The 23,254-nt window shown below is 72.5% G+C and carries 20 protein-coding genes; 11 read left to right on the top strand and 9 right to left on the bottom strand.

The features are described from left to right. Window positions 1–55: 55 nt before the first annotated feature. Window positions 56–838 (bottom strand): aldolase, encoded by a 783-nt coding sequence (locus tag VQH23_RS20605; RefSeq protein WP_338662542.1) that lies wholly within the window; start codon window positions 836–838, stop codon window positions 56–58. 176 nt (window positions 839–1,014) lie between these two features. On the opposite strand from VQH23_RS20605, the gene VQH23_RS20600 reads away from it, so the two are divergent. After that, window positions 1,015–2,259 carry a Zn-dependent hydrolase gene (locus VQH23_RS20600; protein ID WP_338662541.1) on the top strand — a complete coding sequence of 415 codons (1,245 nt, stop codon included), beginning with the start codon at window positions 1,015–1,017 and terminating at the stop codon, window positions 2,257–2,259. Between the two features lie 120 nt (window positions 2,260–2,379). Here the strand turns inward: VQH23_RS20600 and VQH23_RS20595 are convergent, their stop codons facing one another. Continuing rightward, window positions 2,380–4,524 (bottom strand): EAL domain-containing protein, encoded by a 2,145-nt coding sequence (locus VQH23_RS20595; RefSeq protein ID WP_338662540.1) that lies wholly within the window; start codon window positions 4,522–4,524, stop codon window positions 2,380–2,382. Window positions 4,525–5,006: 482 nt separating this feature from the next. Here VQH23_RS20595 and tkt point away from each other — a divergent pair, with 482 nt between their 5' ends. The 3 genes from tkt (at window position 5,007) to VQH23_RS20580 (ending at window position 9,325) form a co-directional block, all read left to right on the top strand. Next, a complete protein-coding gene (gene tkt / locus VQH23_RS20590; RefSeq protein WP_338666136.1) occupies window positions 5,007–6,953 on the top strand; it encodes a transketolase in 1,947 nt (648 codons plus the stop codon). A 30-nt stretch (window positions 6,954–6,983) separates the two neighbouring features. Further along, the gene (gap, locus tag VQH23_RS20585; RefSeq protein WP_338662539.1) at window positions 6,984–8,030 is read left to right on the top strand and encodes a type I glyceraldehyde-3-phosphate dehydrogenase; all 1,047 of its coding nucleotides are present in this window, start codon (window positions 6,984–6,986) and stop codon (window positions 8,028–8,030) included. A 98-nt stretch (window positions 8,031–8,128) separates the two neighbouring features. Beyond that, window positions 8,129–9,325 carry a phosphoglycerate kinase gene (locus VQH23_RS20580; protein WP_338662538.1) on the top strand — a complete coding sequence of 399 codons (1,197 nt, stop codon included), beginning with the start codon at window positions 8,129–8,131 and terminating at the stop codon, window positions 9,323–9,325. Here VQH23_RS20580 and VQH23_RS20575 read toward each other — a convergent pair. Further along, window positions 9,322–10,170 (bottom strand): MBL fold metallo-hydrolase, encoded by an 849-nt coding sequence (locus tag VQH23_RS20575; RefSeq protein WP_338662537.1) that lies wholly within the window; start codon window positions 10,168–10,170, stop codon window positions 9,322–9,324. The two genes, VQH23_RS20580 and VQH23_RS20575, sit on opposite strands and share 4 nt — an antisense overlap. A gap of 45 nt (window positions 10,171–10,215) precedes the next feature. Beyond that, on the bottom strand, window positions 10,216–11,208 hold the full coding sequence (locus tag VQH23_RS20570; RefSeq protein WP_338662536.1) for a D-2-hydroxyacid dehydrogenase: 993 nt from the start codon (window positions 11,206–11,208) through the stop codon (window positions 10,216–10,218). Window positions 11,209–11,330: 122 nt separating this feature from the next. Here VQH23_RS20570 and VQH23_RS20565 point away from each other — a divergent pair, with 122 nt between their 5' ends. Then, complete coding sequence (locus VQH23_RS20565; protein ID WP_338662535.1) at window positions 11,331–11,930, top strand: hypothetical protein; 600 nt, start codon at window positions 11,331–11,333, stop codon at window positions 11,928–11,930. After that, entirely contained in the window at window positions 11,927–12,895 is a 969-nt protein-coding gene (locus VQH23_RS20560) for a protein-methionine-sulfoxide reductase heme-binding subunit MsrQ (RefSeq protein WP_338662534.1), read from the top strand. Before VQH23_RS20565 ends, VQH23_RS20560 begins: the two co-directional genes overlap by 4 nt. Window positions 12,896–12,962: 67 nt before the next feature. Here the strand turns inward: VQH23_RS20560 and VQH23_RS20555 are convergent, their stop codons facing one another. Next, window positions 12,963–13,622 (bottom strand): hypothetical protein, encoded by a 660-nt coding sequence (locus tag VQH23_RS20555; RefSeq protein WP_338662533.1) that lies wholly within the window; start codon window positions 13,620–13,622, stop codon window positions 12,963–12,965. Window positions 13,623–13,747: 125 nt separating this feature from the next. Between VQH23_RS20555 and VQH23_RS20550 the strand changes: the two genes are divergently transcribed. Both VQH23_RS20550 and VQH23_RS20545 read left to right on the top strand, forming a co-directional pair. Beyond that, the gene (locus VQH23_RS20550) at window positions 13,748–14,455 is read left to right on the top strand and encodes a ribonuclease activity regulator RraA (protein WP_338662532.1); all 708 of its coding nucleotides are present in this window, start codon (window positions 13,748–13,750) and stop codon (window positions 14,453–14,455) included. Next, window positions 14,455–15,408: a dihydrodipicolinate synthase family protein gene (locus VQH23_RS20545; RefSeq protein ID WP_338662531.1), complete on the top strand. Its 954-nt coding sequence runs from the start codon at window positions 14,455–14,457 to the stop codon at window positions 15,406–15,408. The genes VQH23_RS20550 and VQH23_RS20545 overlap by 1 nt, the downstream gene beginning before the upstream one ends. A gap of 46 nt (window positions 15,409–15,454) precedes the next feature. On the opposite strand, the gene VQH23_RS20540 is transcribed toward VQH23_RS20545, so the two are convergent. The 3 genes from VQH23_RS20540 to VQH23_RS20530 all read right to left on the bottom strand — a co-directional run bounded on the left by VQH23_RS20540 (window position 15,455) and on the right by VQH23_RS20530 (window position 17,621). Further along, window positions 15,455–16,801: a GDSL-type esterase/lipase family protein gene (locus tag VQH23_RS20540; RefSeq protein ID WP_338662530.1), complete on the bottom strand. Its 1,347-nt coding sequence runs from the start codon at window positions 16,799–16,801 to the stop codon at window positions 15,455–15,457. Between the two features lie 118 nt (window positions 16,802–16,919). After that, window positions 16,920–17,300: a hypothetical protein gene (locus tag VQH23_RS20535; protein WP_338662529.1), complete on the bottom strand. Its 381-nt coding sequence runs from the start codon at window positions 17,298–17,300 to the stop codon at window positions 16,920–16,922. Between the two features lie 3 nt (window positions 17,301–17,303). Then, window positions 17,304–17,621, bottom strand: coding sequence for a hypothetical protein (locus tag VQH23_RS20530; RefSeq protein ID WP_338662528.1), 318 nt, complete (start codon window positions 17,619–17,621; stop codon window positions 17,304–17,306). A 65-nt stretch (window positions 17,622–17,686) separates the two neighbouring features. On the opposite strand from VQH23_RS20530, the gene VQH23_RS20525 reads away from it, so the two are divergent. Further along, entirely contained in the window at window positions 17,687–18,136 is a 450-nt protein-coding gene (locus VQH23_RS20525; protein WP_338662527.1) for a MaoC/PaaZ C-terminal domain-containing protein, read from the top strand. Window positions 18,137–18,229: 93 nt separating this feature from the next. Here VQH23_RS20525 and fusA read toward each other — a convergent pair whose 3' ends face one another. After that, window positions 18,230–20,386 carry an elongation factor G gene (fusA, locus tag VQH23_RS20520; RefSeq protein ID WP_408904349.1) on the bottom strand — a complete coding sequence of 719 codons (2,157 nt, stop codon included), beginning with the start codon at window positions 20,384–20,386 and terminating at the stop codon, window positions 18,230–18,232. 334 nt (window positions 20,387–20,720) lie between these two features. Here fusA and VQH23_RS20515 point away from each other — a divergent pair, with 334 nt between their 5' ends. Both VQH23_RS20515 and VQH23_RS20510 read left to right on the top strand, forming a co-directional pair. Beyond that, window positions 20,721–22,043, top strand: a complete 1,323-nt coding sequence (locus tag VQH23_RS20515; protein WP_338662526.1) for a DUF1800 domain-containing protein — start codon at window positions 20,721–20,723, stop codon at window positions 22,041–22,043. Continuing rightward, window positions 22,040–23,242, top strand: a complete 1,203-nt coding sequence (locus VQH23_RS20510) for a DUF1501 domain-containing protein (protein WP_338662525.1) — start codon at window positions 22,040–22,042, stop codon at window positions 23,240–23,242. Before VQH23_RS20515 ends, VQH23_RS20510 begins: the two co-directional genes overlap by 4 nt. Window positions 23,243–23,254 lie beyond the last annotated feature (12 nt).

Here is a 23,254-nt window from a genome sequence, read left to right as displayed (position 1 = left end):
GCCCGGGTCCTGGCCGGGCAGCGCGACGGCCGGTGCGGGGGCGCTAACCGGGGCGCTAGTCGAGATAGCCCGGCTCCTCGCGCGCGAGGATGCGCTTCACGCTCTCCAAGTGCAGCCGCGCGCTCTCGCGGTCGCCTTCGCGCATCTGGGCGTAGGTGCGCTCCGCCACGTCCTTCGCCACGGGCTTGAGGGGGCGGTTGGTGGAGAAGGCCAGGCGCTGCACCTCCGCCGCGCGCTCCAGGTAGTAGAGGTCGTCCCAGGCCTCGGCGATGGAGGGGCCGACGACCATCACGCCGTGGTTCTTCAGGAAGGCGATGTCGGCCTCCCCCATCACCGCCGCGATCCGGTCCCCCTCCGCCTCGTCGAGCGCGAGGCCGTTGTACTCCTCGTCCACGGCGGTGCGGCCGTAGAACTTCAGCGCGGTCTGCCCGGCCCAGACCAGCGGCGGGCCCTCCAGCATCGAGAGCGCCGTGGCATTCGGCATGTGGGTGTGGAAGGCCGCCACGGCGCGGGGGTGGCGCATGTGCAGCCGGGCGTGGATGTAGAAGGCGGTCGCCTCCGGAACCCCCTCCCCGGCCAGGACGTGTCCCTCGAAGTCGCAGACGAGGAGGCGGGAGGCGGTGATCTCCCCGAAGGCCCAGCCATAGGGGTTCACGAGCATCAGGTCCGGCCGGCCGGGGACGAGGGCGGACAGGTGGTTGCAGATCCCCTCCTGCAGCCCCAGCCGCGCCGCCATGCGGAAGCAGGCGGCAAGGTCGATCCGCGCCTGCCGGATCTCCGGCGCGTCCAGCGCGCTGTTGCGGAGGATGGGTGGGGCGGAGGGGAGCGCGTGCGCCATGGTCAGGTCTTCCGGCCGTGCGGGGGGCAGGGTCGCGCCGTCACGGCCGGACTGCAAGGCGGGGCGTCGCTCGTTTCGGCGCTGCCGTGGCCGGAGCGGGAGATGCGGCCGGCCGGGCCCTTGCCTGCCCTTCCCGCCCGCCGCATTCATCGGGAAGCCATCACGGGAGAGCGGGCATGTCCGGTACCAACCAGCGCATCGACGGCCGCCGCCTCTGGGACGCGCTGATGGGCATGGCGGAGATCGGCGCGACGCCGAAGGGCGGCGTGAAGCGCCTGACCCTGACGGAGGTGGACCGCGCGGGCCGCGACAGGTTCCGCGGCTGGTGCGAGGCCGCCGGGCTGACGGTGCGCGTGGATGAGATCGGCAACATGTTCGCCCGCCGTCCCGGACGCGACCCGGGCCGAAGGCCCGTCCTCCTCGGCAGCCACCTGGACAGCCAGCCCACGGGGGGCAAGTTCGACGGCGCGCTCGGCGTGATCGCCGGGCTGGAGGTGATGCGGACGCTGCAAGACCTCAACATCGAGACCGAGGCGCCGCTGGAGCTCATCAACTGGACGGACGAGGAGGGCAGCCGCTTCGGCCACTCCCTCATGGGCAGCGGCGTCTGGGCCGGGGTCTACGACCGCGACGCGACCTACGCGCTGAAGGACTTGGAGGGCACCTCGGTGGTCGAGGCGCTGGAGGGGATCGGCTACCGGGGCCCGGAGCCCGCCCGGCCCTTCGAGGCGGATTCCTACTTCGAGCTGCACATCGAGCAGGGCCCGATCCTCGAGCGGGAGGGGAAGCGCATCGGCATCGTGACCGGCGGGCAGGCACAGGTCTGGTACGACGCGGTGCTCACCGGCCAGGACTCCCACGCCGGCACCACCCCGCCCTCGGCCCGGCGCGACGCGCTGCTCGGCGCCGCCCGGATCGTGGAGCTGGTGGACGCCCTGATGCGCGAGCGCGGCGAGGACGGGCGCGGCACGGTGGGCCGCCTGCAGGTCTTTCCCAACTCCTGCAACGTGGTGCCGGGCGAGGTGCGCTTCTCCGTGGAGTTCCGTCACCCCTCGGGCGAGGAGATCGAGGCCCTGGCGGAAGGCTTCCCGCGCCGGGCGGGGGAGATCGCGGCGGCCCTCGGCCTCTCCCTGGACCTGCACGAGCTGTTCCGTATTCCCGCCCAGCCTTTCGACCCGGACCTTGTCGGGCTGGTGCGGGACGCCGCCGCCCGGCTGGGCCTGCCGGCGCGGGAGATCATCTCCGGCGCGGGGCACGACGCGATCTACGTTGCCCGCCGGGTGCCCACGGCGATGATCTTCACCCCCTGCAAGGACGGCCTCTCCCACAACGAGGCGGAGAGCATCCTGCCGGAGGCGGCGGCGGATGGCTGCCAGGTGCTGTTCGAGGCGGTGCTGGCCCGGGCCAACCGGCAGCTCTGAAGCGGTGGCAGCCGGCGCTGGAGACGGTCCCGCCCGGCGAGGGTCACCGGAACGGGCGGGTCGGCTCCGCGAGGGAAAGGCCGGAGCGGCTGGGGTGAGCCGGGGCGAGAGGAGACGGCCCTAGCGGGCCATCAGCTCGCCCGCCGGCACGGCCCGGCCGAAGAGCCAGCCCTGCATGACCGTGCATCCCTCGGCCAGCAGGGCCTCGCGCTGGGCCTCCGTCTCCACTCCCTCGGCGAGGAGGGGAATCTCCATCCCCCGCGCCAGGGTGGCGACGGCGCGCAGGATCGCCCTTTCCCGCGCCCCTCCGGGAAGGCCGGCGACGATGCTGCGGTCCAGCTTCACCTGGTCCACCGGCAGGCGCAGGAGATGGGCCAGGGCGGACCGGCCGCCGCCGAAATCGTCGAGCGAGAGCCGCACCCCGTCCGCGATCAGTTCGTGCAGCACGGGGGCGATGGCGTCCAGGTCCCGCGCCGCCACGTCCTCGGGGATCTCCACCTCCAGCTCTTCCGGCGGCACCCCGTAGAGGGCGAGGGCCGCCTGCACCCGCGCCGGAAACTCCTGATCCCGCAGCGTGACCGGGGAGATGTTCACGCCCACGATCTCCGGCCCCGTTCCGGCGGCGCGCCACGCAGCCTTCTGGCGCAGCGCCTCGTTCAGCACCCAGGCGTCGATCTCCGGCATCAGCCCCATTGCCTCGGCCTCCGGGAGGAAGTCGGCTGGGGAAACAACGCCGCCGGACCCGAGCGGCCAGCGGATCAGCGCCTCCGCCCCGCGCAGCGAGCCGGTCCGGGCATCGACCTGGGGCTGCCAGGCCAGCTGGAACCCGCCGGCCGCGATGGCGGCCGCGAGCCTCTGCCGCATGGCCAGCCGGCGGGCCACGCGCTCGCCGAGGGCCGGATCATAGGCGACGACGGCGCCGTTGCCGGCCCGCTTCGCCTGCGCCAGGGCCAGGGCCGCCGCCCGGTGCAGGCCGTCCGCATCCGCCGCGTCCTCCGGCAGGCAGGCATGGCCGATGCTGGCCCGCAGCGGCAGGGACCCGCCGTTGAACTCGAAGGGGGCGGCGAGGGAGCGCTGGATCCGCCCCGCGATGGCTCCCGCGGCGTGGGGGGTGCGTATGCCGACGGCGGTGAGAGCGAACTCGTCCCCGCCGAGGCGGAACACGCCGTCCCTCGGCCGAAGCCCCTCGCGCAGCCGTCGCGCCGCTTCCCGCAGCACCGCGTCCCCGGCCCCCTGGCCGAGCGAATCGTTCACCGCCCTGAGCCCGGCGAGATCTAGGACGAGGAGGGACCCGCCATCCGGCGAGGCGGCGAGCTCGGCGAGGGCCTGCTGGAAGCGGAAGCGGTTGGGCAGCCCGGTCAGGGGGTCGTGCCAGGCGAAGTGCAGCGCCTGGGCCTGGGCGGCGTGCAGCCGGGTGACGTCCAGCAGCATCAGCACCGCCTGCGAGCCGCCGGACTCCCCCGGGAGCCAGGGCGAGGCGACCACGATGACCCGGCGCTCCGGCACGCGGCCGCGCGCGGGAAGCAGCCCTTCCACCTCCCGCCCGGGCGGCAGGCCGAAGGGTCCCTCCCCCGGCTGGCCGAGCTGTTGCAGCCCGGAATCCGCCAGCCCCGCCGGGAGCCTGCCGCCGAAGAGGTCGGCGAGCCGGCCATTCCCGGCGATGGTGCGCCCGGTGGGGTCGAGGTGCCAGATCGCGGCCGGCACGCTCTCATGGATGGCGCGCGCGCGCAGGTCCCGCGCGCGGGAGCCGGTGACGTCGAGCGCGAAGCGCGCCACCTCCCCGCCGGAGAGGCGCCGCTTGCTCACCTGCAGGGTGCGGCCGTCCGGCAGGGCGCGGTCGTACTCCGAGCGGGCGTCGTCCTCGTGCTCGACGATCTGCTGGGCCACGGCGAGGGAGGCGTCCGGGCCCCGGCCCTGGGCGGCGGCCAGCAGGTCGTCCAGCTTCGTGCCGGCGGGCACCGGGCGCGGGTCCACGCCCGGCAGGTCATAGCCGGGGCTGCGGTCCAGCAGCGTGCGGTCCCGCGCGAAGACGGCGTAGCGCACGGCGGTGCGGTCCACTGCCTCCCGCAGCAGGGCCGCCCGCCGGAGCCGCGGCCAGGTCGCAAGAAGGGTGACGAGAACGCCGCCCGCGAGCAGCAGGACGAGACCGGCCAGCGCCGCGGCCGCCATCGCGGCCGGCAGGGAGATCAGGGCCAGGGCTGCCGCCAGGACGGAGGCGAGGAGCAAGCCGGAGCCCAGCGCCACCATCCGCCGCAGCCGGCGCATGGGAGCCTCTTCCGGAGGCATCAATGTTCAAATCCCGCTGTTCTGCCGACGCGATGGCACCATTTTGGATCAGCGCGAGAGTTTTTCTCACGCGGTGAGGCATTATGGCAGCTTCGGTCGTGCCGGCCTACGAGAAATCGATGCCTGCCCGCAAGCACGCCCGGCCCGCGCCCCGCCCGGCCCGATCCGGGAGGCAGGGTTGGCATCGGCCCGGCCCGCCTCTATAGCGGCCGCGACGCCCCCCCTGTCGCGACCCCCTGTCGCGAGCCCGCCGCCGGATCACGCCCGGTTGGACGCCCTGGCCGCGAGCGAGGGGTGGCGAGGAGCCGGCGGGCGCCCCCCTGCCCGTCCGGCAACGCCGCCGGAGGACCCCCGACTTGGCCACCACGGAACCCGACCGGCAGCCTTCCACACCCGAGCGAAGCCCCGCGCTCGTCGCGCAGGACGCGATCCTGGCACGGCCCGTGACGCCCGCGCGCCGGATGGCGGACGCCATCCGGGCGCTCGCGATCGATGGGGTGGAGGCCGCCAAGTCCGGCCATCCCGGCATGCCCATGGGCATGGCCGATGCCGCCACCGTTCTTTTCACCCGCTTCCTGAAGCACGACGCGGCCGACCCGCGCTGGCCGGACCGGGACCGCTTCGTCCTTTCCGCCGGCCACGGCTCCATGCTGCTCTATGCTTGGCTGCACCTGTCCGGCCATGCCGGCATGGGGGTGGAGGAGCTGCGCCGCTTCCGCCAGCTCCACTCCCCCGCGGCCGGCCATCCGGAGGTGCATGAGCACCCGGGCATCGAGACCACCACGGGCCCGCTGGGCCAGGGCATCTCCACCGCCGTCGGCATGGCCATGGCGGAGCGGCACCTTGCGGCCCGGTTCGGCAAGAGCCTCGTGGACCACCGCACCTGGGTTATCGCTTCCGACGGCGACCTGCAGGAGGGAATTTCCCACGAGGCGGCCTCGCTGGCGGCGCATTTCCAGCTCGGCAAGCTGACCGTCCTCTGGGACGACAACCACATCTCGATCGACGGCGACACGGCGATCTCCGTCTCCGAGGACACGCTGGCCCGGTTCCGCGCCTATGGCTGGGCCGTGCGCCGCGTGGACGGGCACGACCACGAGGCGATCGCGGCGGCGCTGAACGCGGCCACCAAGTCCCGCAAGCCCACCCTGATCGCCTGCCGCACCATCATCGGCTTCTCCGCGCCGAAGAAGGCGGGCACGGCGGGCAGCCACGGCGCCCCGCTGGGTCCGGAGGAGGCCGCGGCGGCCAAGGCGGCCCTGGGGTGGGAGGGCGGCCCCTTCGAGGTGCCGGACGACATCCGGGCGGAGTGGGAGAAGGCCGGCAGCCGCGGCGGCGGCACGCGCCGGTCCTGGCTCAAGCGGCTGGCGAAGCACCCGCAGCGCGCCGATTTCGAGCGCGCCATGGCGGGCAAGCTGCCGGAGCGCTGGGACGATCCCATCGCCGAGTGGAAGGCCAGGGCGGTGGCCGAGAAGCCGAAGATCGCCACCCGCATCTCCGGCCAGAAGGCCCTGGAGGCGCTGGTGCCGGCCGTGCCGGAGATGATCGGCGGCTCGGCCGACCTCACCGGCTCCAACAACACGAACGTGAAGGGCGTGCCGGCGCTGAACGCCGAGAACTTCGGCGGGCGCTTCGTCCACTGGGGGATCCGCGAGCACGGCATGGCCGCGGCCATGAACGGGATGGCGCTGCACGGCGGCATCATCCCCTATTCCGGCACCTTCCTGGTCTTCTCCGACTACATGCGCCCGGCCATCCGGCTGGCCGCGCTGATGCGCCAGCGGGTGATCCACGTGCTGACCCATGACAGCATCGGCCTCGGCGAGGACGGGCCGACCCACCAGCCGGTGGAGACCCTGGCGGCGCTGCGCGCCATCCCGAACCTCCATGTCTTTCGGCCCGCTGACGTGGTGGAAACGGCCGAGGCCTGGGAATTGGCGGTGAAGCGCGCGGATGGCCCGAGCGTGCTGGCCCTCTCCCGCCAGAACCTGCCGACGCTGCGGAGCGAGGCCGGGGAGAACCACACGGCGCGCGGCGGCTACGTGCTCGCCGAGGCCTCCGGCGAGCGGCGGGCCACGCTGATCGCCACTGGGTCCGAGGTGTCCCTAGCCGTCCAGGCGCGGGAGATGCTGGAGGAGGCGGGGATCCCCACCACGGTGGTCTCCATGCCCTGCTGGGAGCTCTTCGCGCTGCAGGACCCGACCTACCAGGAGACGATCCTCGGCACGGCGCCCCGGGTGGGTATCGAGGCGGCACTGGAATTCGGGTGGTCGCGCTGGCTCGGCCCCGATGGCATCTTCGTCGGCATGACCGGATTCGGCGCCAGCGCGCCGGCGGACGAGCTCTACAAGCACTTCGGCATCACCGCGGACGTCGTGGTGGCGGCCGTGAAGCGCCGCGTGAACTAGAACGACACGGACGGAAGAAGAGGAAAGAACATGGCGGTCAAGGTTGGCATCAACGGCTTCGGGCGCATCGGCCGCCTGGTTCTCCGCGCGGCGATGGAGAGCGGCCGCGACGACGTGGAGTTCACCCACATCAACGACCTCGGCTCCGTCGAGGCGAACGCGCACCTCTTCCGCTTCGACTCCGTCCATGGCCGCTTCCCCGGCGAGGTGCGCGTCGAGGGTGACAGCCTGATCATCACCGTCCACGGCAAGACCCACAAGCCGATCAAGGTCACCGCCGAGCGCGACCCGACCAAGCTCCCCTGGCAGGGCGTGGACGTCGCCGCCGAGTGCACGGGCATCTTCACCGACACGGCGAAGGCCGAGCTGCTGCTGCAGTCCGGCGCGCGCAAGGTGCTCGTCTCCGCCCCCGTGACCTGGGGCGAGACCTATGCCGACGCCTCCGCCCAGGCGACGATCGTCTACGGCGTGAACCACAAGGCGCTGAAGCCCGAGCATAAGATCGTCTCCAACGCCTCCTGCACCACTAACTGCCTCGCGCCCATCGCGAAGGTGCTGCACGAGAAGTTCGGCATCCTGCGCGGCTACATGGTCACCATCCACGCCTACACCGGCGACCAGAACACGGTGGACACGCTGCACAAGGACCTGCACCGCGCCCGCGCGGCGGCGGTCTCGGCCATCCCGACCTCCACGGGCGCGGCGAAGGCCGTGGGCCTCGTGCTGCCGGAGCTGAAGGGCAAGCTGGACGGCACCGCCATCCGCATCCCGACCCCGAACGTCTCCCTCGTCTCCCTGGACTTCGTCCCGGCCCGGACCGAGGGGCTGACGAAGGAGGCGATCAACGCCGCCATGAAGGAGGCGTCCGAGAGCGCCGAGCTGAAGGGCATCCTCGGCTACAACACGGCGCCGCTGGTCTCCATCGACTTCAACCACGACAGCCACTCCTCCACCTTCGACGCCACCCAGACGCAGGTGGTGGATGGCGGGCTGGTCCGCGTGATGTCTTGGTACGACAACGAGTGGGGCTTCTCGAACCGCATGAGCGACACCGCGGCCCTTCTCGGCACGCTCTGATCGACCTGCGGGGGCGCTTCGGCGCCCCCGCTTCGGTTCTGCTGCGGCGCTTCGGCGCCCCCGCCCGTTTCTAAGACCGGATTTCCAGGACAACGCCCATGGCCGCCTTCCGCACCCTCGACGACCTCGACGCCAACGGGAAGCGCGTGCTGCTGCGCGCGGACCTGAACGTGCCGGTGCGGGACGGCGCCATCACCGACCGCACGCGGATCGAGCGCCTCCTCCCGACGATCAAGGAGCTGTCGGACAAGGGCGCGAAGGTAATCATCCTCAGCCACTTCGACCGGCCTAAGGGCCAGCGCGTGCCGGAGATGTCGTTGCGGCCGCTGGCCGAGGCGCTCTCCTCCGTAATCGGCAAGCCCGTGGGCTTCGCCGATGACTGCGTCGGCCCGGAGGCCGGGGCGGCGGTGGCAGGGATGGCCAATGGCGACGTGCTCCTGCTGGAGAACACGCGCTACCACGCCGGCGAGGAAAAGAACGACCCGGCGCTGTCCGCCGCGCTGGCGAAGCTCGGCGACGCCTACGTGAACGACGCCTTTTCCGCCGCCCACCGCGCCCACTCCTCCACCGAGGGCGTGGCGAAGCTGCTGCCCTCCTATGCCGGCCGGCTGATGCAGGCGGAGCTGGAGGCGTTGCAGGCGGCGCTGGGCTCCCCTTCCCGCCCCGTGGTCGCCATCGTCGGCGGGGCCAAGGTCTCCACCAAGCTGGACCTGCTGGGCAACCTGTCCAAGAAGGTGGACGTGCTCGTCATCGGCGGCGCCATGGCCAACACCTTCCTGGCGGCCCAGGGCTACGGCATGGGCAGGTCGCTGCAGGAGGCGGAGATGCACGCCACGGCGCTGCAGATCCTGAACGACGCCAAGGCCGGCAATTGCGAGATCCTGCTGCCGCGCGACCTGGTCGTCGCCGCCGAGTTCAAGGCGCACCCGGCCACCCGCACCGTGACGGTTGATTCCGTGCCCTCCGACATGATGGCGCTCGACGTGGGGCCGGAGACGGTGGACGCGATCGAGGACCGGCTGCGCAAGGCCTCCACGCTCGTCTGGAACGGCCCGCTCGGCGCCTTCGAGACGCCGCCTTTCGACGCGGCGACCGTGGCCGTGGCCGAGAGCGTGGCGGGGCTGACCCAGTCCGCCGGGCTGAAGTCCATCGGCGGCGGCGGCGACACGGTGGCCGCCCTGCGCCACGCCGGGGTGGCGGAGCGGATGACCTACGTCTCCACCGCCGGCGGCGCCTTCCTGGAGTGGCTGGAGGGCAAGACCCTGCCGGGCGTCGCCGCCCTCCAGCAGGACTAGCCCAGGGTCAGGATCCGCTGCCCGGGCCCGGGTTGCAGCACCCGGGGCGGAAGGACGGGGTCGTGGGTGCAGAGGATCGTCACCTCCTCCCCATGGTCCCGCGCCAGAGCGCGCAGACGGTCCCGGCTCTCCAGCCGGGCGTCGCGGTCCACCTGCATGAAGTTGGCGTAGGCCGAGGCGAGCGGCGGCATGCGCGGCGGCTCGTCCAGCTCCGCGTGCATGAACACGGCGTCTCCGGCGTGCAGCACCCAGCCATGGCCCGTGTCGAGCGCCACGCCGCAGTGACCAGCCGTGTGACCGGGCAGCGGGACGAGGAAGATCCCCTCCGGCAACCCGTCCAGCCCGCGCAGGGTGGGAAGGCCGAACCAGGGCTCGCCGGGCGCGTCGTACTCCCGCATGGGATGAGCGAGCTGGGCCGGGCGGTAGCGGCCGCGGGCCTTCGGCGTGGTCCTGCGGCGGGCCGCCGCCGCCTCCTCGGCCGAGACGTGGACGCGCGCGCCGGGGAAGTCCGTCAGGCCGCCGGCGTGGTCGAAGTCGAGGTGCGTTATGACGATGTGGCGCACGTCGCGGGGGTTGAAGCCCAGCGCCCGCAGGCGGGAGATGGCGGTCTCGTCCGCCTCGAGGTGGATGCGGTCGGCGACGAGGAAGGTCCGGCTCAGCCGGGGCACGGGGCGGTTCACGTCGTCCAGGCCGAAGCCAGTGTCCACCAACACCAGCCCTTCCTCCGTCTCCACCAGGAGGCAGCGGCAGGCCAGATGCGCAGGGCCTATGCCGGGCGTTGTGCCGTCCCAGAGCCGCCCGCCGAAGGGGCGCATGGAGCCGCACTCGATGACATGGATCCGCATAGCCCCGCCAACGCCGGGCTCCGGGCCCGGGTTCCGGCGCCGCCGCTAATAACCCTTTGCAGGATCGATGCGATTCGGCAGCGAGCGTCCCTCCCGCAGCGCGCGGATGTTCTCGAACAGGATGTCCAGCGTGCGGTCGTTGTAGCGCGCCCGGTCGTCCGCCGAGACGTGGGGCGTGACCACCATCCCCGGCGTGCGCCAGAGGCGGCTGTCGGCGGGCAGTGGTTCCGGCACGGCCACATCGGTCACGCAGCCGCCGAGGTGCCCGGCCTCCAGCGCGTCGCAGGCCGCGTCCTGATCCCACACGGCGCCGCGGGCGATGTTCACGATTCCGGCGCCGCGCGGCAGCCTCGCGATCCGCTCGCGGGAGAGGAGGTTGCGGGTGCGGTCCGTCAGCGGGCAGGCCAGCACCAGGAACTCGGCCTGGGGCAGCAGGGCATCCAGCGCCTCCGTCGCGTGGGTCTCGTCGCAGTCGGGGTGGGGCTCGGGACCGTTCCGCACGCCGACCACGTGCATCCCGAAGGCCCGCGCCCGCCGGGCGACGCCGCCACCGAGCGATCCCATCCCGACGATGACCACCCGCCGCCCCGCCAGGGTGGAGGAGAAGATCGGCTTCCACTCGCCGCGCCGCTGCGCGTCCGCGAAGGCCGGCATCCCCGTGTTCAGCATCAGGATCGCCATGATCCCGAACTCGCCGGCCTTGTCCGCGTGGGTGCCGCTGTTGTTCAGCAGGGCGATGGAATCCGGCAGCCAGTCGAAGGGGGCCGCGCTGTCCACCCCGGCGGAGGTGCAGGCGATGACCTTCAGCCTTGGCGCCACCCCGGGCAGGGCGCCCACGGGGAAGCGCTGGCGCAGCGGGCGCACCCAGGTCAGCAGCACCTCCGCCTCGGGCAGGGCGCGGGTCAGCCCCTCCTCATCACTGGCGAAGGAGACCTCCAGCCCCGCCATGTCCGGCGCGCGGGCGAGGGCCGCGCTCCACTGCGCCTCGGTCACCGAGAAGTGGGGATCGTTGGCGGGGTTCTGGACGTGGATGCGCATGTCCAGGCTTTGGCACGGCCCATCTTCGGCGGGAAGCGGGGCTTGCACCCGATACGCCGCCTTCCACGTTAATCTGTGACACACCGGAGCGTTCCATGATGCGTCGCGGCATGTTGTTGGCCATGGCAGGCCTACCTTTCCTGGGCGCCCTGCCAGCACTGGCCCAGGGAACGGCGGCACAGGCGGCGCCGCCGCGCCGGATCCGCGGCATCATCCAGTCCGTCAGCGGGCGGGAGATGGTGGTGGCGACGCGGGAGGGGCCCATGGTGAACCTGCGCCTGGGCGACAACCTCGGGGTCTCGGCGCTGCGGCGGCTGAGCCTTTCGGACGTCGCGCCCGGGAGTTTCATCGGCACCGCGGCCGAGCCCGGGCCGGACGGCGTTTGGCGCGCGCTGGAGGTACTGGTCTTCCCCGAGGCGATGCGCGGCACCGGCGAGGGGCACTTCGCCTGGGACCTTACCCCTTCATCCTCCATGACCAATGCCACGGTGGATTCGGCGGTGGAGGGGAATGACGGCCGCAGCCTGACGCTGACCGCCCGTGGACAGCAGGTGAAGGTACTGGTGCCGCCGGACGTGCCGGTGGTGACGCTGATCCCCGCCGCGGCGGAGGACCTGAAGCCCGGCGCCCAGGTGTTCCTGACCGCCGTGCCGGCGGCGGACGGCACCCTGAACGTCGCCCGGGTCACCGTGTCCCGTGACGGCGTGGTTCCCCCGATGTGAGCGACGCGGCCCTCCCTTCCCCCGCCGCCGCCCGGCCGCGCCGCGCCCGCCGGGATGGCCCGCCACCGCCCAAGCCGGGCCCCTGGCCCTGGCTGGACCGGGGCGGGCGCTTCTCCCCGTTCAAGGCAGCGGTGCTGCTGGGCTGCCTGGCGCCGGCCCTGTGGCTGGCTTGGCTCTGGGGCAGCGACGCCATGGGGCCGGAGCCGCTGAAGCTGGCGACGCATGAGACGGGCGACTGGTGCATCCGTCTCCTCCTGATCAGCCTCGTCGTCACCCCGGCCCGCTGGGTGCTGGACTGGCCGCGCGCGATGCAGGTGCGGCGGATGCTCGGTCTGGCGGCGCTCGCCTACGGTCTCGCCCATCTCGCGCTCTACATCGGGAACGAGCATTTCCGCCTCTGGCACGTGCTCCTGGAGACCGTGCGGCGCCCCTACCTGTCCATCGGCTTCACGGCCCTGATCGGGCTGGCCGTGCTGGGCTGGACCTCCACCGACTCATCCCTGCGGCGGCTGGGCAGGGAGTGGAAGCCGCTGCACAAGCTGGTCTACCCGCTCACCGCCCTGGGAATCCTGCACTTCTACCTGCAGTCGAAGATCAACGTGTCGGAGCCGGTGCTGATGACCGGCCTGTTCCTGTTTCTGCTGCTCTGGCGCGTTCTGCCCGCGCGCTGGCGAGGCCTTCCCTGGCCCTTCTTCGCGATCGCCCCGGCGGCGGCGGCCGGAGCGGCGGGGCTGGAGTATCTCTGGTACGCGCTGGCCACCAATCTGCCGGCGGCGGAGATCTTCTGGGCCAATTTCGACCTGGAGTTCGAGATCCGCCCGGCCGTGTGGGTTCTGGTGGCTGGCCTCGCGGCCGCGGGTCTCTCTGCGGCATGGTGGGGGGTGCGGCAAGTGTTCCGGAGAGAGCCAAGCCTGCCCGGGGCACGACCGAGCGCACGACCGAGCGCACGACCGATCGAGGAGTGAGGCGCGGCCGCGACGTGAACCGCCCCGGTCGGGGCGGTTCGGTGCCGTTCTTTCGGGTTACCGCCTCTTAGGACCCGGAAGGAGCCGCCGGAACTTGCGACGCCGTGGCCTGGGGAGAGGCGGGCGGCGCCGCGGGAGCGGCCGGGGCGGACGCCGTGGCCGTGACCGGGGTTGCTGCCGGGGTCGCCGCCTGGGGGGTAGCCGCGTGCGGGGTGACTGCCGGTGCCGCGGCCTGCGCCGCCCCGGCGGGCTCGGCCGGCCGGCCGGCCCCGCCCGGCGCCGTCGCCTCCGCCGGGCCGCCGGGCATGCAGCGCACCGTCCCCGGGTTGAAACGGGCCGGAGTGGGCACGGTGCCGGTCGGGCAGGCGAGCTGCTTGTGGCTCGCCGGAGCGAGATCCGTGTGCCACCCGGCCACGTCCGAAGCAGCGCCGGCCCCGCTCCCGCGCGCCACGCCCCGGCCATCGCACCGGCCGGGACGGCCGCGGACGGGGGTGCCGCCATTCGGGCAGAGCCAGCGATTGATGGAGGCGCGGTCCATGACCATCACCTGCTGCAGCCGGCCCCCGCCGTTGCCGAGGCTGGTGTCCAGGCGCGGCGGCTCGCTTCGCGGGCCCGGCGTTACCTGGAAGAAGCGCCTCTCCTGCGCCTGAGCCGCTTCCGGCCACAGGACCGGCCCGGCCAGGAACGCGCCCAGGCCGAGGCCGACAAGACAACGGGTGCCGATCATGCCGCGGCAGATGGTGCGGCGCGGCACCCTTACCAACCCCGCCCCGCAACCTTTTCCGCGCCGCTTGACGCGCCCCCGCCTCCGCGCGAATCCCGGTGGGTACAGCACCAAGGCAGGAGACCCGCTTGACCCTCGACCCCCAGATCAAGGCGGCGCTGGAAGGCGTCTCCACCGCCACGCTCACGACGGTGCTGCTGAAGAAGGGCCTGCGCAACGTCTGGATGCGCGGCACCCGGCCCATTCGGGAGGGCCAGCCCCGCCTTGTCGGCCGCGCCTTCACCCTCCGCTTCGTCCCCGCGCGGGAGGATCTGGCGACCCCCGCTTCCTGGTCGAACCCCATCTCCACCCGCGCCGCGATCGAGGCGATGCCGGAGGGTTGCATCGCCGTGGTGGACGCCATGGGCTGCACCGACGCCGGGATTTTCGGCGACATTCTCTGCGCCCGCATGGCCAAGCGCGGCGTGGCCGCCCTTATCACGGACGGTGTGGTGCGGGACTTGGCCGGGGTGCTCGGCACCGGCCTTCCGGTGTGGTGCCAGGGCGCGGCGGCCCCGCCCTCCGTCGCCGGGCTGACCTTTGTCGCCTGGGACCAGCCGATCGGCTGCGGCGGCGTGGCCGTCTTCCCCGGCGACGTGGTGGTGGTGGACCAGGACGGCGCCGTGCTGATCCCGCAGGACCTGCTGGAGGCGGTGACGGCCGACGCGGTGGAGCAGGAGCGGCAGGAGAACTGGATCATGGGTGAGGTGGATGGCGGCGCCTCCCTCCCCGGCCTGTACCCGCCGAACGCCGAGAACAAGGCCCGCTACGAGGCCTGGAAGAAGGAGCAGCCGTGATGGCCCTCGATCTCACGCAGGCGAAGGGCGTTTACGCCATCGCCCCGACGGCCTTCCACGAGGACGGGCGGCTCGATGAGGCCTCCAACGACCGTTACACCGACTTCTGCGTCGAGAGCGGGTGCACCGGCATCACCGTCCTCGGCGTCATGGGCGAGGCCCCGAAGCTCGACATGGCGGAGAGCGTCTCCCTGGCTTCCCGCATGATCAAGCGGGCGGGCATCCCGGTGATCGTCGGCGTCTCCGCCCCGGGCTTCGCCGCCATGACCTCCCTCACTAAGGCGGTGATGGACGCCGGCGCGGCAGGGGTGATGATCGCGCCCCCGAACACCCTACGGACGGACGACCAGATCGTGGGCTACTACGCCCAGGCGGCCGAGGCGATCGGGGCGGAGGTGCCCTTCGTGGTCCAGGACTTCCCGCAGACCTTCAGCGTGGTGATGACCCCCGGCGTGATCCGCCGGATTGTGCAGGCCAGCCCGAACTGCGTGATGGTGAAGCACGAGGACTGGCCGGGGCTGGAGAAGATCTCCGCCCTGCGCGGCTTCGAGGCCGACGGGTCGATGAAGCACATCTCCATCCTCTGCGGGAATGGCGGGCTGTTCATCGACTTCGAGTGTGAGCGCGGCGCGGACGGCGCCATGACCGGCTACGCCTTTCCCGACATGCTGTCCGACCTCGTCCGCCTCCAGGCCGAGGGAAAGCGGGACGAGGCACATGACCTGTTCGACGCCCACCTCCCCTTGCTCCGCTATGAGCAGCAGCAGGGGCCGACGGGCCTGGCCGTCCGCAAGTACGTGCTGATGCGCCGGGGCGTGCTGGCCAGCGACGCCCAGCGCCGGCCGGGCGTGGGGCTTTCGGCGAGGGCGCGGGCCGAGGTGGACTACCTGCTCTCCCGCGTGGCCCGCCTCGACAAGCGCGCCGATGTGGGCGCGGTCAGCCGCGCCGCCTGAACAATCGGTGGGGGAACCTTTCCCGGGTTCCCCTATCGGGTGAAGGTCACCGCCGTACTGGCAGCACGGCCGCAGGCTCGATGGCGTAGCCCATGGCGAGATAGCCCGCGCGGTTGGGGTGCAGCTTGTCGCCCGGCCCGCCCGTGGTGCTGTCCGGCACCATCTCTCGCTTCAGCCCACCGGTTCCCGGGTCGAGTGTCGCCCGGTCGAAGTCCACCACCGCGTCGAACAGCCCGCCCTCGCGTATGAAGGCGTTCAGCGCCTTCCGCTTCTCGTCCTGCTCGGCATGGCCATGGGCCGCGCTGGTGCTGCCGAGCGCCGAGGTGACGGTCGCGCCGACGACGCGCAGGCCGGGAATGCGCTCCCGCAGGCGTCGCACGCCCTCCCTCATCCCGTCCCGGACGGCCTCGAAGCTCGCATTCCCGTTGCGGCTGAAGTCGTTCGTTCCCTCCAGCCACACCACCGTCGTGACGCCGGAGAGGGAGATCACGTCCCGCTCCAGCCGCGCCAGTGCCGAGGGACCGCCGGGAAAGGGCCGTTCCGGCCCGTACTGGGCCGGCCCGACCACCTGGTTGCCGCCGATACCCGAGTTCACCACGGCGACGCGGTTGCCCATCGTCGCGTTCAAACGGCGCGCGAGCACGTCGGGCCAGCGGTCGTCCCCGTTCATGGTGGAGGCCGTCCCGTCCGTGATGGAGTCCCCGAACCCGACGATGACCGGCGTGCCGGCCGGCGCCGCCATGTCCACCGCGTCCAGGAAGAACCAGGAGGCTGTCGGGAAGGGAAAGCTCCCCTCGCCTTCCTCGGCGCCCTTCGACCCGGTGCCCGGCCCGGTGGCGTAGGAGGTCTGCAAGGCCTTGGCATGCCAGGTCATCGGCCCGCTCGCCGTCGCGACGTGGAAGGACACGGCGAGCTTTCGCCCCATCAGCAGCGGCGAGTCAGGTTCCGCGGCGAAGGGAAGGTCCACCGGATCGGACCAGGCCTGGCCCCCCGGCGGAACCGTCACCCCATCGGTCCCGCCGAAGCGGACTGGGCGGTTGCTGCCAGGCAGGAGGGCCGCCCCGCCGAGCTGAAGCCCCACATGAACCCCGTCCAGCACCAGCGGGCGCGTTCCGAAGGCGTTGGAGAAGCGCAGCCGCGCCCTGCGCCCCCAGATCGAGGGCCGCACCACCAGCCGCAGGGTCTGGTCACGGGCCCCCTCGGCGGGATTGGGAAAGATGAAGGACTGGTCAGGCTGTGCGGAGGGGTTCCCGACGGGATAGGGGCCCTGCACCGGGCCTGCCCAGCTTGTCACCCAGCCCTCCCCGCCGCCGGATTGGGCAGCCAGTTCCGGGGCGATCGCCTGGGCGAGCGCGAGGGCAGCGAGGCCCTGGCCAAGGGATCGGCGTTCCATGAGCGTCTTCCTCCGCCGGCTCTTGGGACCGGTGGTGGAAGGCTTTCACGCCTGCTGCCGGGCAGCAAGCGGCTGGGATGCCAGGGGGCAAGGGTGCGGCCCGGGCGCGTCAGGCCCCTCAGCCGCGATCGGGCGGCCCATCGCGCGGCGGCGGGAAATCCTCTGGGCGCGAGCGATGGATGCGGCGACGGGTGCGGAGCCCCCGGCGCCGCAGGACCGAGGGGATGAGCAGCAAGGGGGCTGTCAGAATCGGCAGGATGCCCGCCCAGGCCGCGAAACCGCGGGGGGCCAGGATCGCCGCGGAGGCAGCGAACCCGGCGGCGGCCGCATTGGCCATCACGGCGGCAACCCACCAGCGCCGGACATGCGCCTCCAGTGCCTCGAGGGCACCGGGCGGGAGCGGGTCGCTTGTGTAGGGGCGGCCATCCCGCCCCACCTCGTAGAGGCGCCCCGGATCGGGCGTGAAACCGCCGAATCCTTCCGGGCGAGACGCCGCCAAGCCCTAGCGGCGGATGATGACGAAGGCCGGCATGCCCGGGCGGCCACCCGGCCGGCCGCCGCGCCGCGCGCGCCACCAGAGCGTGACGAAGCCGACCAGCCCCGCCACGATCACCACGGGGATCAGCAGGCCGAGCAGCAGCACGGCGGAAGCCGCGAGCACGAGGCCGCCCGCCACCACCGCGGCGAGGACGGCGAAGCCGCCGAGCCGCAGCAGGGTGCGGTCCAGCCAGCCCGCGCGCGGCACGGCCTGCGGGGCGTCCCGGAAATCGCCCTCCGGGGTCATGTCGAGAACCGGGGGCCGGTGCGGAGCCTGGGTCATGGGATCCATGTTGCCGCACCTGTCCCCGGCTTCAAGGGGCGCTCCGGGGGGATTAGAGGAGTGGGATGAGCCCTCCCCGCCTCCGTTCCCTGGACGAGCTGCACCCCGGCGACCGCTACGAGCTGGGCCACCTCTCCCTCTCGCTGGAGGAGATCCGGGACTTCGCCTCGCGCTACGATCCCCAGCCGTTTCACCTGGACGAGGAGGCGGCGCGGGACTCCATCTTCGGCACGGTGGTTGCGGCGGGGCTGCACACCCTCTCCGCCTGCTTCGGGATGCTGATGTCCGGCCCCCTTCTGCGGGACATCAGCCTCGCCGGCTCCGCCATGGACGTGCGCTGGCCCGCCGCGCTGCGACCGGACGAGGAGGTGCTGGTGACGGTGGAGGTGGTGGAGGTGAAGACCTCCCGCGCCCGGAAGGACCGGGGCTCCGCCCGGCTGCGCTACGTGGCCACCCGGGTGGCGGACGGGGTGATCGTGCTGGACGCCACGGGGCTGCACCACCTTCGGCGCTGAAAAGACGAACGGCGCGGGCGATCCCTCGCCCGCGCCGTCCGGAAAGGGTCCGGCCCTGCCCCGTCAGTTGCCTGGGGGCAGGGCCGGGATGGATCAGGCCGAAGCCTTCATGATCTCGTCCGCCACGTTGCGCGGCACCGGATCGTAGTGGTGGAACTGCATGGAGAAGGAGGCGCGCCCCTTCGTCATGCCGCGCAGGTTGGAGATGTAGCCGAACATCTCCTTCAGCGGGACGTGGGCCCGGATGATGACCGAGGTGGAGGCCATGTCCTGGCTCTGGATCACGCCGCGGCGGCGGTTCAGGTCGCCCACGACGTCGCCCACATGGTCCGCGGGTGTGGTCACCTCCACGTCCATGATCGGCTCCAGGATCACCGGGCCGGCCTTCTTCATGCCCTCGCGGAAGCAGGCCTTGGCGGCGATCTCGAAGGCCAGGGCCGAGGAGTCGACGTCGTGGTACTTGCCGTCCACGAGGCTGTACTTGAAGTCCACCGTCGGGAAGCCGGCCAGCACGCCCGTGTCGGCCTGGACCTTGATGCCCTTCTCGACCGCCGGGATGTACTCCTTCGGCACCGAGCCGCCGGCGGTGGCGTTCACGAACTCGACGCCCGTGTTCCGCTCCTTCGGCTCGAAGACGACCTTCACCTCGGCGTACTGGCCCGAGCCACCCGACTGCTTCTTGTGGGTGTAGGTCTCGGTGTGCGGCTTGGTGATGGTCTCGCGATAGGCCACCTGCGGGGCGCCGATGTTGGCGTCCACGCCGTACTCGCGGCGGAGGCGGTCGATGATGATCTCGAGGTGCAGCTCGCCCATGCCGGACAGGATGGTCTGGCCGGTCTCCTGGTCGGTCTTCAGGCGCAGCGAGGGGTCCTCGCCAGCCAGCTTCTGCAGCCCGAGGGTCATCTTCTCGATGCCCTCCTTCGTCTTCGGCTCCACGGAGATGTCGATCACCGGCACCGGGAAGGCCATGCGCTCGAGCACCACCGGGTCCTCGGAGGAGGCCAGCGTGTCGCCCGTGCCGGTGTCCTTCAGCCCCACGAAGGCCGCGATGTCGCCGGCGGAGACCTCCTTGATCTCCTCGCGCTTGTCGGCGTGCATCTGGAACATGCGGCCGACGCGCTCCTTGCCCTCCTTGGTCGTGTTCAGGACGGTGTCACCCGTCTTGAGCACGCCGCGGTAGACGCGGACGAAGGTCAGGTTGCCGTACTTGTCGTTGATGATCTTGAACGCCAGCCCGGCGAAGGGCGCGTTCTCGTCGGCGGGGATGACGCGGCGATCGGCCGTCTCGTCCTGGCCCTCCTCCGGCGCCACCTTGATGCCCTCGATGTCCACCGGGGAGGGCAGGTAGTCGATCACGCCGTCGAGCAGAGGCTGCACGCCCTTGTTCTTGAAGGCGGAGCCGCAGAAGACCGGGCGGAACTCGCCGGAGATCGTGCCCTTCTTGATGGCGCGCTTCAGGGTGGCGACGGAGACGTCACCCTTGTCGAAGTACTCCTCCATGGCCGCGTCGTCGGCGCCGAGTACGGCGTCGAGCAGGGTCTGGCGGTACTCGGCGGCCTTCTCCTTCAGGTCGTCGGGGATCGGGGCCTCGTGGTACTTGGCGCCCAGCTCGTCGCCCTCCCAGATCAGCGCCTTCATCTCGACGAGGTCGACGATGCCCTTGAGGGTGTCCTCGATGCCGATCGGGAGCTGCAGGGCCACCCAGTTGATGCCGAGCTTCTCGGTCAGGGTCGCGGCGGCGCGGTAGAAGTCGGCGCCCGTGCGGTCCAGCTTGTTGATGAAGATAATGCGGGGAACGTTGTAGCGGTCCGCCAGGCGCCAGTTCGTCTCGGACTGCGGCTGCACGCCGGCCACGCCCTCGATGATGAAGACGGCGCCGTCGAGCACGCGGAGCGAGCGGTTGACCTCGATGTTGAAGTCGATGTGGCCCGGGGTGTCGATGACGTTAATGCGGTGGTCGTTCCACTCCGCGGTCACGGCCGCGGAGGTGATCGTGATGCCGCGCTCGCGCTCCTGCTCCATGTAGTCGGTGGTGGTGTTGCCCTCGTGCACCTCACCGATCTTATGGGACTTGCCGGTGTAGTAGAGGATCCGCTCCGTCGTGGTCGTCTTGCCCGCGTCGATATGCGCGGTGATGCCGATGTTGCGGATGCGATCGAGAGGGGTGCGCGCCACTTGGGCCTCCGTCGGTCGCGGCCCCTGGCCGCGAGAGTGGTTCTGCGGCAGCGCCGCGTGGTCGTTGCGGCGCATGGGATGGCCCATGTCCGCGGGTGCTTGCAACGGCTCCAGGGGGGTCCCACCGGGGGTGGCTCCGCCTGCTGGCCTCACGGCGGACGGGCCGGATGCGATGGCACGGGCCGCCGGCAGTTCTGCCGCGCCCGCGCCTCATCCGGCCTGCCTGATGCCGCCGGGCGCCGCTGCCGCGCCCCTGCTGCGGGCGCACACATGCTCTGCCGGGCGGCAATTTGCAAGCATTGCCCGCCCGTTCCGCGCGCATCCGGCACGCAAGGGTCATGCGCGCGTTACGCTTCGAAGCGCCGCCGCGCTTGAGAGGCCGCGCCGGGCGCATGCTACTATCCCCGGCATGAACGCCTCCGGCCACGTCGCGGCCCTGCGCTTCGGCCTGGGGCCGCGGCCCGAATCCCCTAGCCCGGCCGGCGGGCGGGAGGAGGCGCGCGCCGCGCTCCTCGCCCAGCTCGGCGCCCCGCCCGACGCGGCGGCGCCGCCCGAGGGCTGGCAGGCGGACCCGACCCCCGACGAGATCATGGGGCTGACGGTGCTGGACCGGCGCGACCCGCTCCCCAGGCGCGAGGGCAGCCGGCAGAGCCAGCTCTTCCGGGCGGAGGCGCGGGCCTACCTCGCCCGGCTGGTCGCGACACCCACCCCGTTCCGGGAGCGGCTGGTGGCCTTCTGGGCCAACCACCTCACCGTCAGCCGGAAGAAGGCCACGGCCGCCGGGTTCATCGGCAGCTATGTCCGCAGCGCCATCCGGCCGCATGTCACCGCAAGCTTCGGGACCATGCTGAAGGCGGCGGTCCGGCATCCCGCCATGCTGCAGTATCTGGACCAGGCCTCCTCCATCGGGCCCGACAGCCAGTACGGGCGCCACACCGGGCAGGGCCTGAATGAGAACCTGGCGCGGGAGGTGATGGAGCTGCACACCCTTTCCCCGGCGGCGGGCTACACCCAGGCGGACGTCACGGAGTTCGCCCGCGTCCTCACCGGCCTCGGCGTCGGACGGGGCTCGCACCCGCAGCCCACCGTGTTCCGGCCCGGCAGCCACCAGCCCGGGACCAAGGTGGTGATGGGCCAGTCCTTCCCACCCGGCCCGGCCTCCGTCGATGCGGCGCTGGACTGGCTGGCGGCGCACCCCGCCACCCACCGGCACCTCGCCGCCAAGCTGGCGCGGCACTTCGTCGCGGACGACCCGCCGCCGGCCGCGGTGCGGCGGCTCTACAGCGTGCTGCGCGACACCGGCGGCGACCTCGGCGCCGTGTCGCGGGAGATCGTGGCGCTGCCGGAGGCCTGGGACCCGCCGCTTTCCAAGCTGCGCACCCCGATGGAGCTGGTGGTGGCGGCCTACCGGGCCTTCGGGGCCGGGGCGGAGTCGGCGGACGCCGCCTACGGGGCGCTCGGCCCTCTCGGGCAGCCGCTCTGGGCGTCCGAGGCGCCGAACGGCTGGCCCGACACGGCCGCGGGCTGGGTCCATCCGGAAGGGATGATGCTCCGGCTGGACCGGGTGCACGCGATCACCGGCGGCTACGCCCGGCAAGACGCCCGCGAGGCGCTGGAGCGCGCGCTCGGCCCGCTCGCCTCCGAGAGCACGCGCGAGGCGGTGCTGCGGGCGGGATCGAACCGCGAGGCCCTCACCTTCCTTCTCGGCAGCCCGGAGTTCCAGCGGCGATGAGGCGGCACCTTCCCCTGATCGGATCCCTCCTCGGCCGGCGCGGGCTCCTCCTCGGCCTCACGGCGGGGGCGGTGCTGGGTGGAGCGCGCCTGGCGCTCGGCGCCGGGCCCGCCGGGGAGGCGCGCCTCGTCGTCGTCCTGCTGCGCGGCGCGCTGGACGGGATGGCGGCCGTGCAGCCCTATGGCGACCCGGCCCTGACCGCTCTGCGAGCGCCGATCGCGCTGCCGGAGCCGGGGCAGGAGGGCGGAGTGCTCGACCTCGGCGGCTTCTTCGGGCTGCACCCGCGCATGCCGAAGCTGCACGCCATGTTCCGCGCGAACGAGGCCATGCCGATCCACGCGGTCTGCGGGCCCACCCGCTCGCGCAGCCATTTCGAGGCGCAGGACCTGCTGGAGAGCGGGGCGTCGCAGCGAATGACCTCCGGGTGGCTGAACCGCGCCCTGGCCGGGCTGCCGGGCCACGGAAGGGGCGGCAACCGGGCCGCCTTCGCCGTCGGGGACGACCTGCCGCTGATCCTGCGCGGGCCGGAGCCGGTGGGGATGTACGCCCCCACCCGCGCGGATCGCCCCGCCCCCGACCTCTACGCCCGGCTGATGGAGCTGAACCACGCGGACCCCGTGACCGGCCCCGCCATCGCGGAGGGGCTGCGGGCCCGCGGCTTCACGGCCGGCGTGCTCTCGCCGACGGAGCAGCGGGACGGCTTCGTGGAGTTGGCGGGCGCCGCCGGGCGGCTGATGGCGGCCCCGGGCGGCCCGCGCGTGGCGGCGCTGGAGATCGGCGGCTGGGACACGCACCGGGCACAGGTACAGGGACTGCGGCGAGCGCTGGCGCAGCTGGATGACGGGCTGGACGCGCTGCGAGAGCGGCTGGGCCCGGCCTGGGCCCGCACGGCCGTGCTGGTGATGACGGAGTTCGGCCGCACCGCCCGGGTGAACGGGAATGGCGGCACGGATCACGGAACGGCCGGCGCCGCGTTCCTGCTGGGCGGCGCGGTGGCGGGCGGGCGCGTGCTGGCGGACTGGCCGGGACTCGGAGAAGGCCGGCTGCACGAGAACCGGGACCTCGCCCCGACGCTGGACCTGCGAGCCGTGGCCAAGGGGCTGCTGCGGGATCATCTCGGCCTGCCGCCGGCAGCGGTGGACGCGGCCTTCCCCGGCAGCGGCGCCATTTCGGCGCGGAGCGGGCTGCTGCGGGCTTGATGGGCCGAGCGG

Origin of the sequence: Pararoseomonas sp. SCSIO 73927, from assembly GCF_037040815.1 — a bacterium.
Lineage (GTDB): Bacteria > Pseudomonadota > Alphaproteobacteria > Acetobacterales > Acetobacteraceae > Roseomonas.
This window is presented reverse-complemented; position numbering and strand designations above follow the sequence as displayed.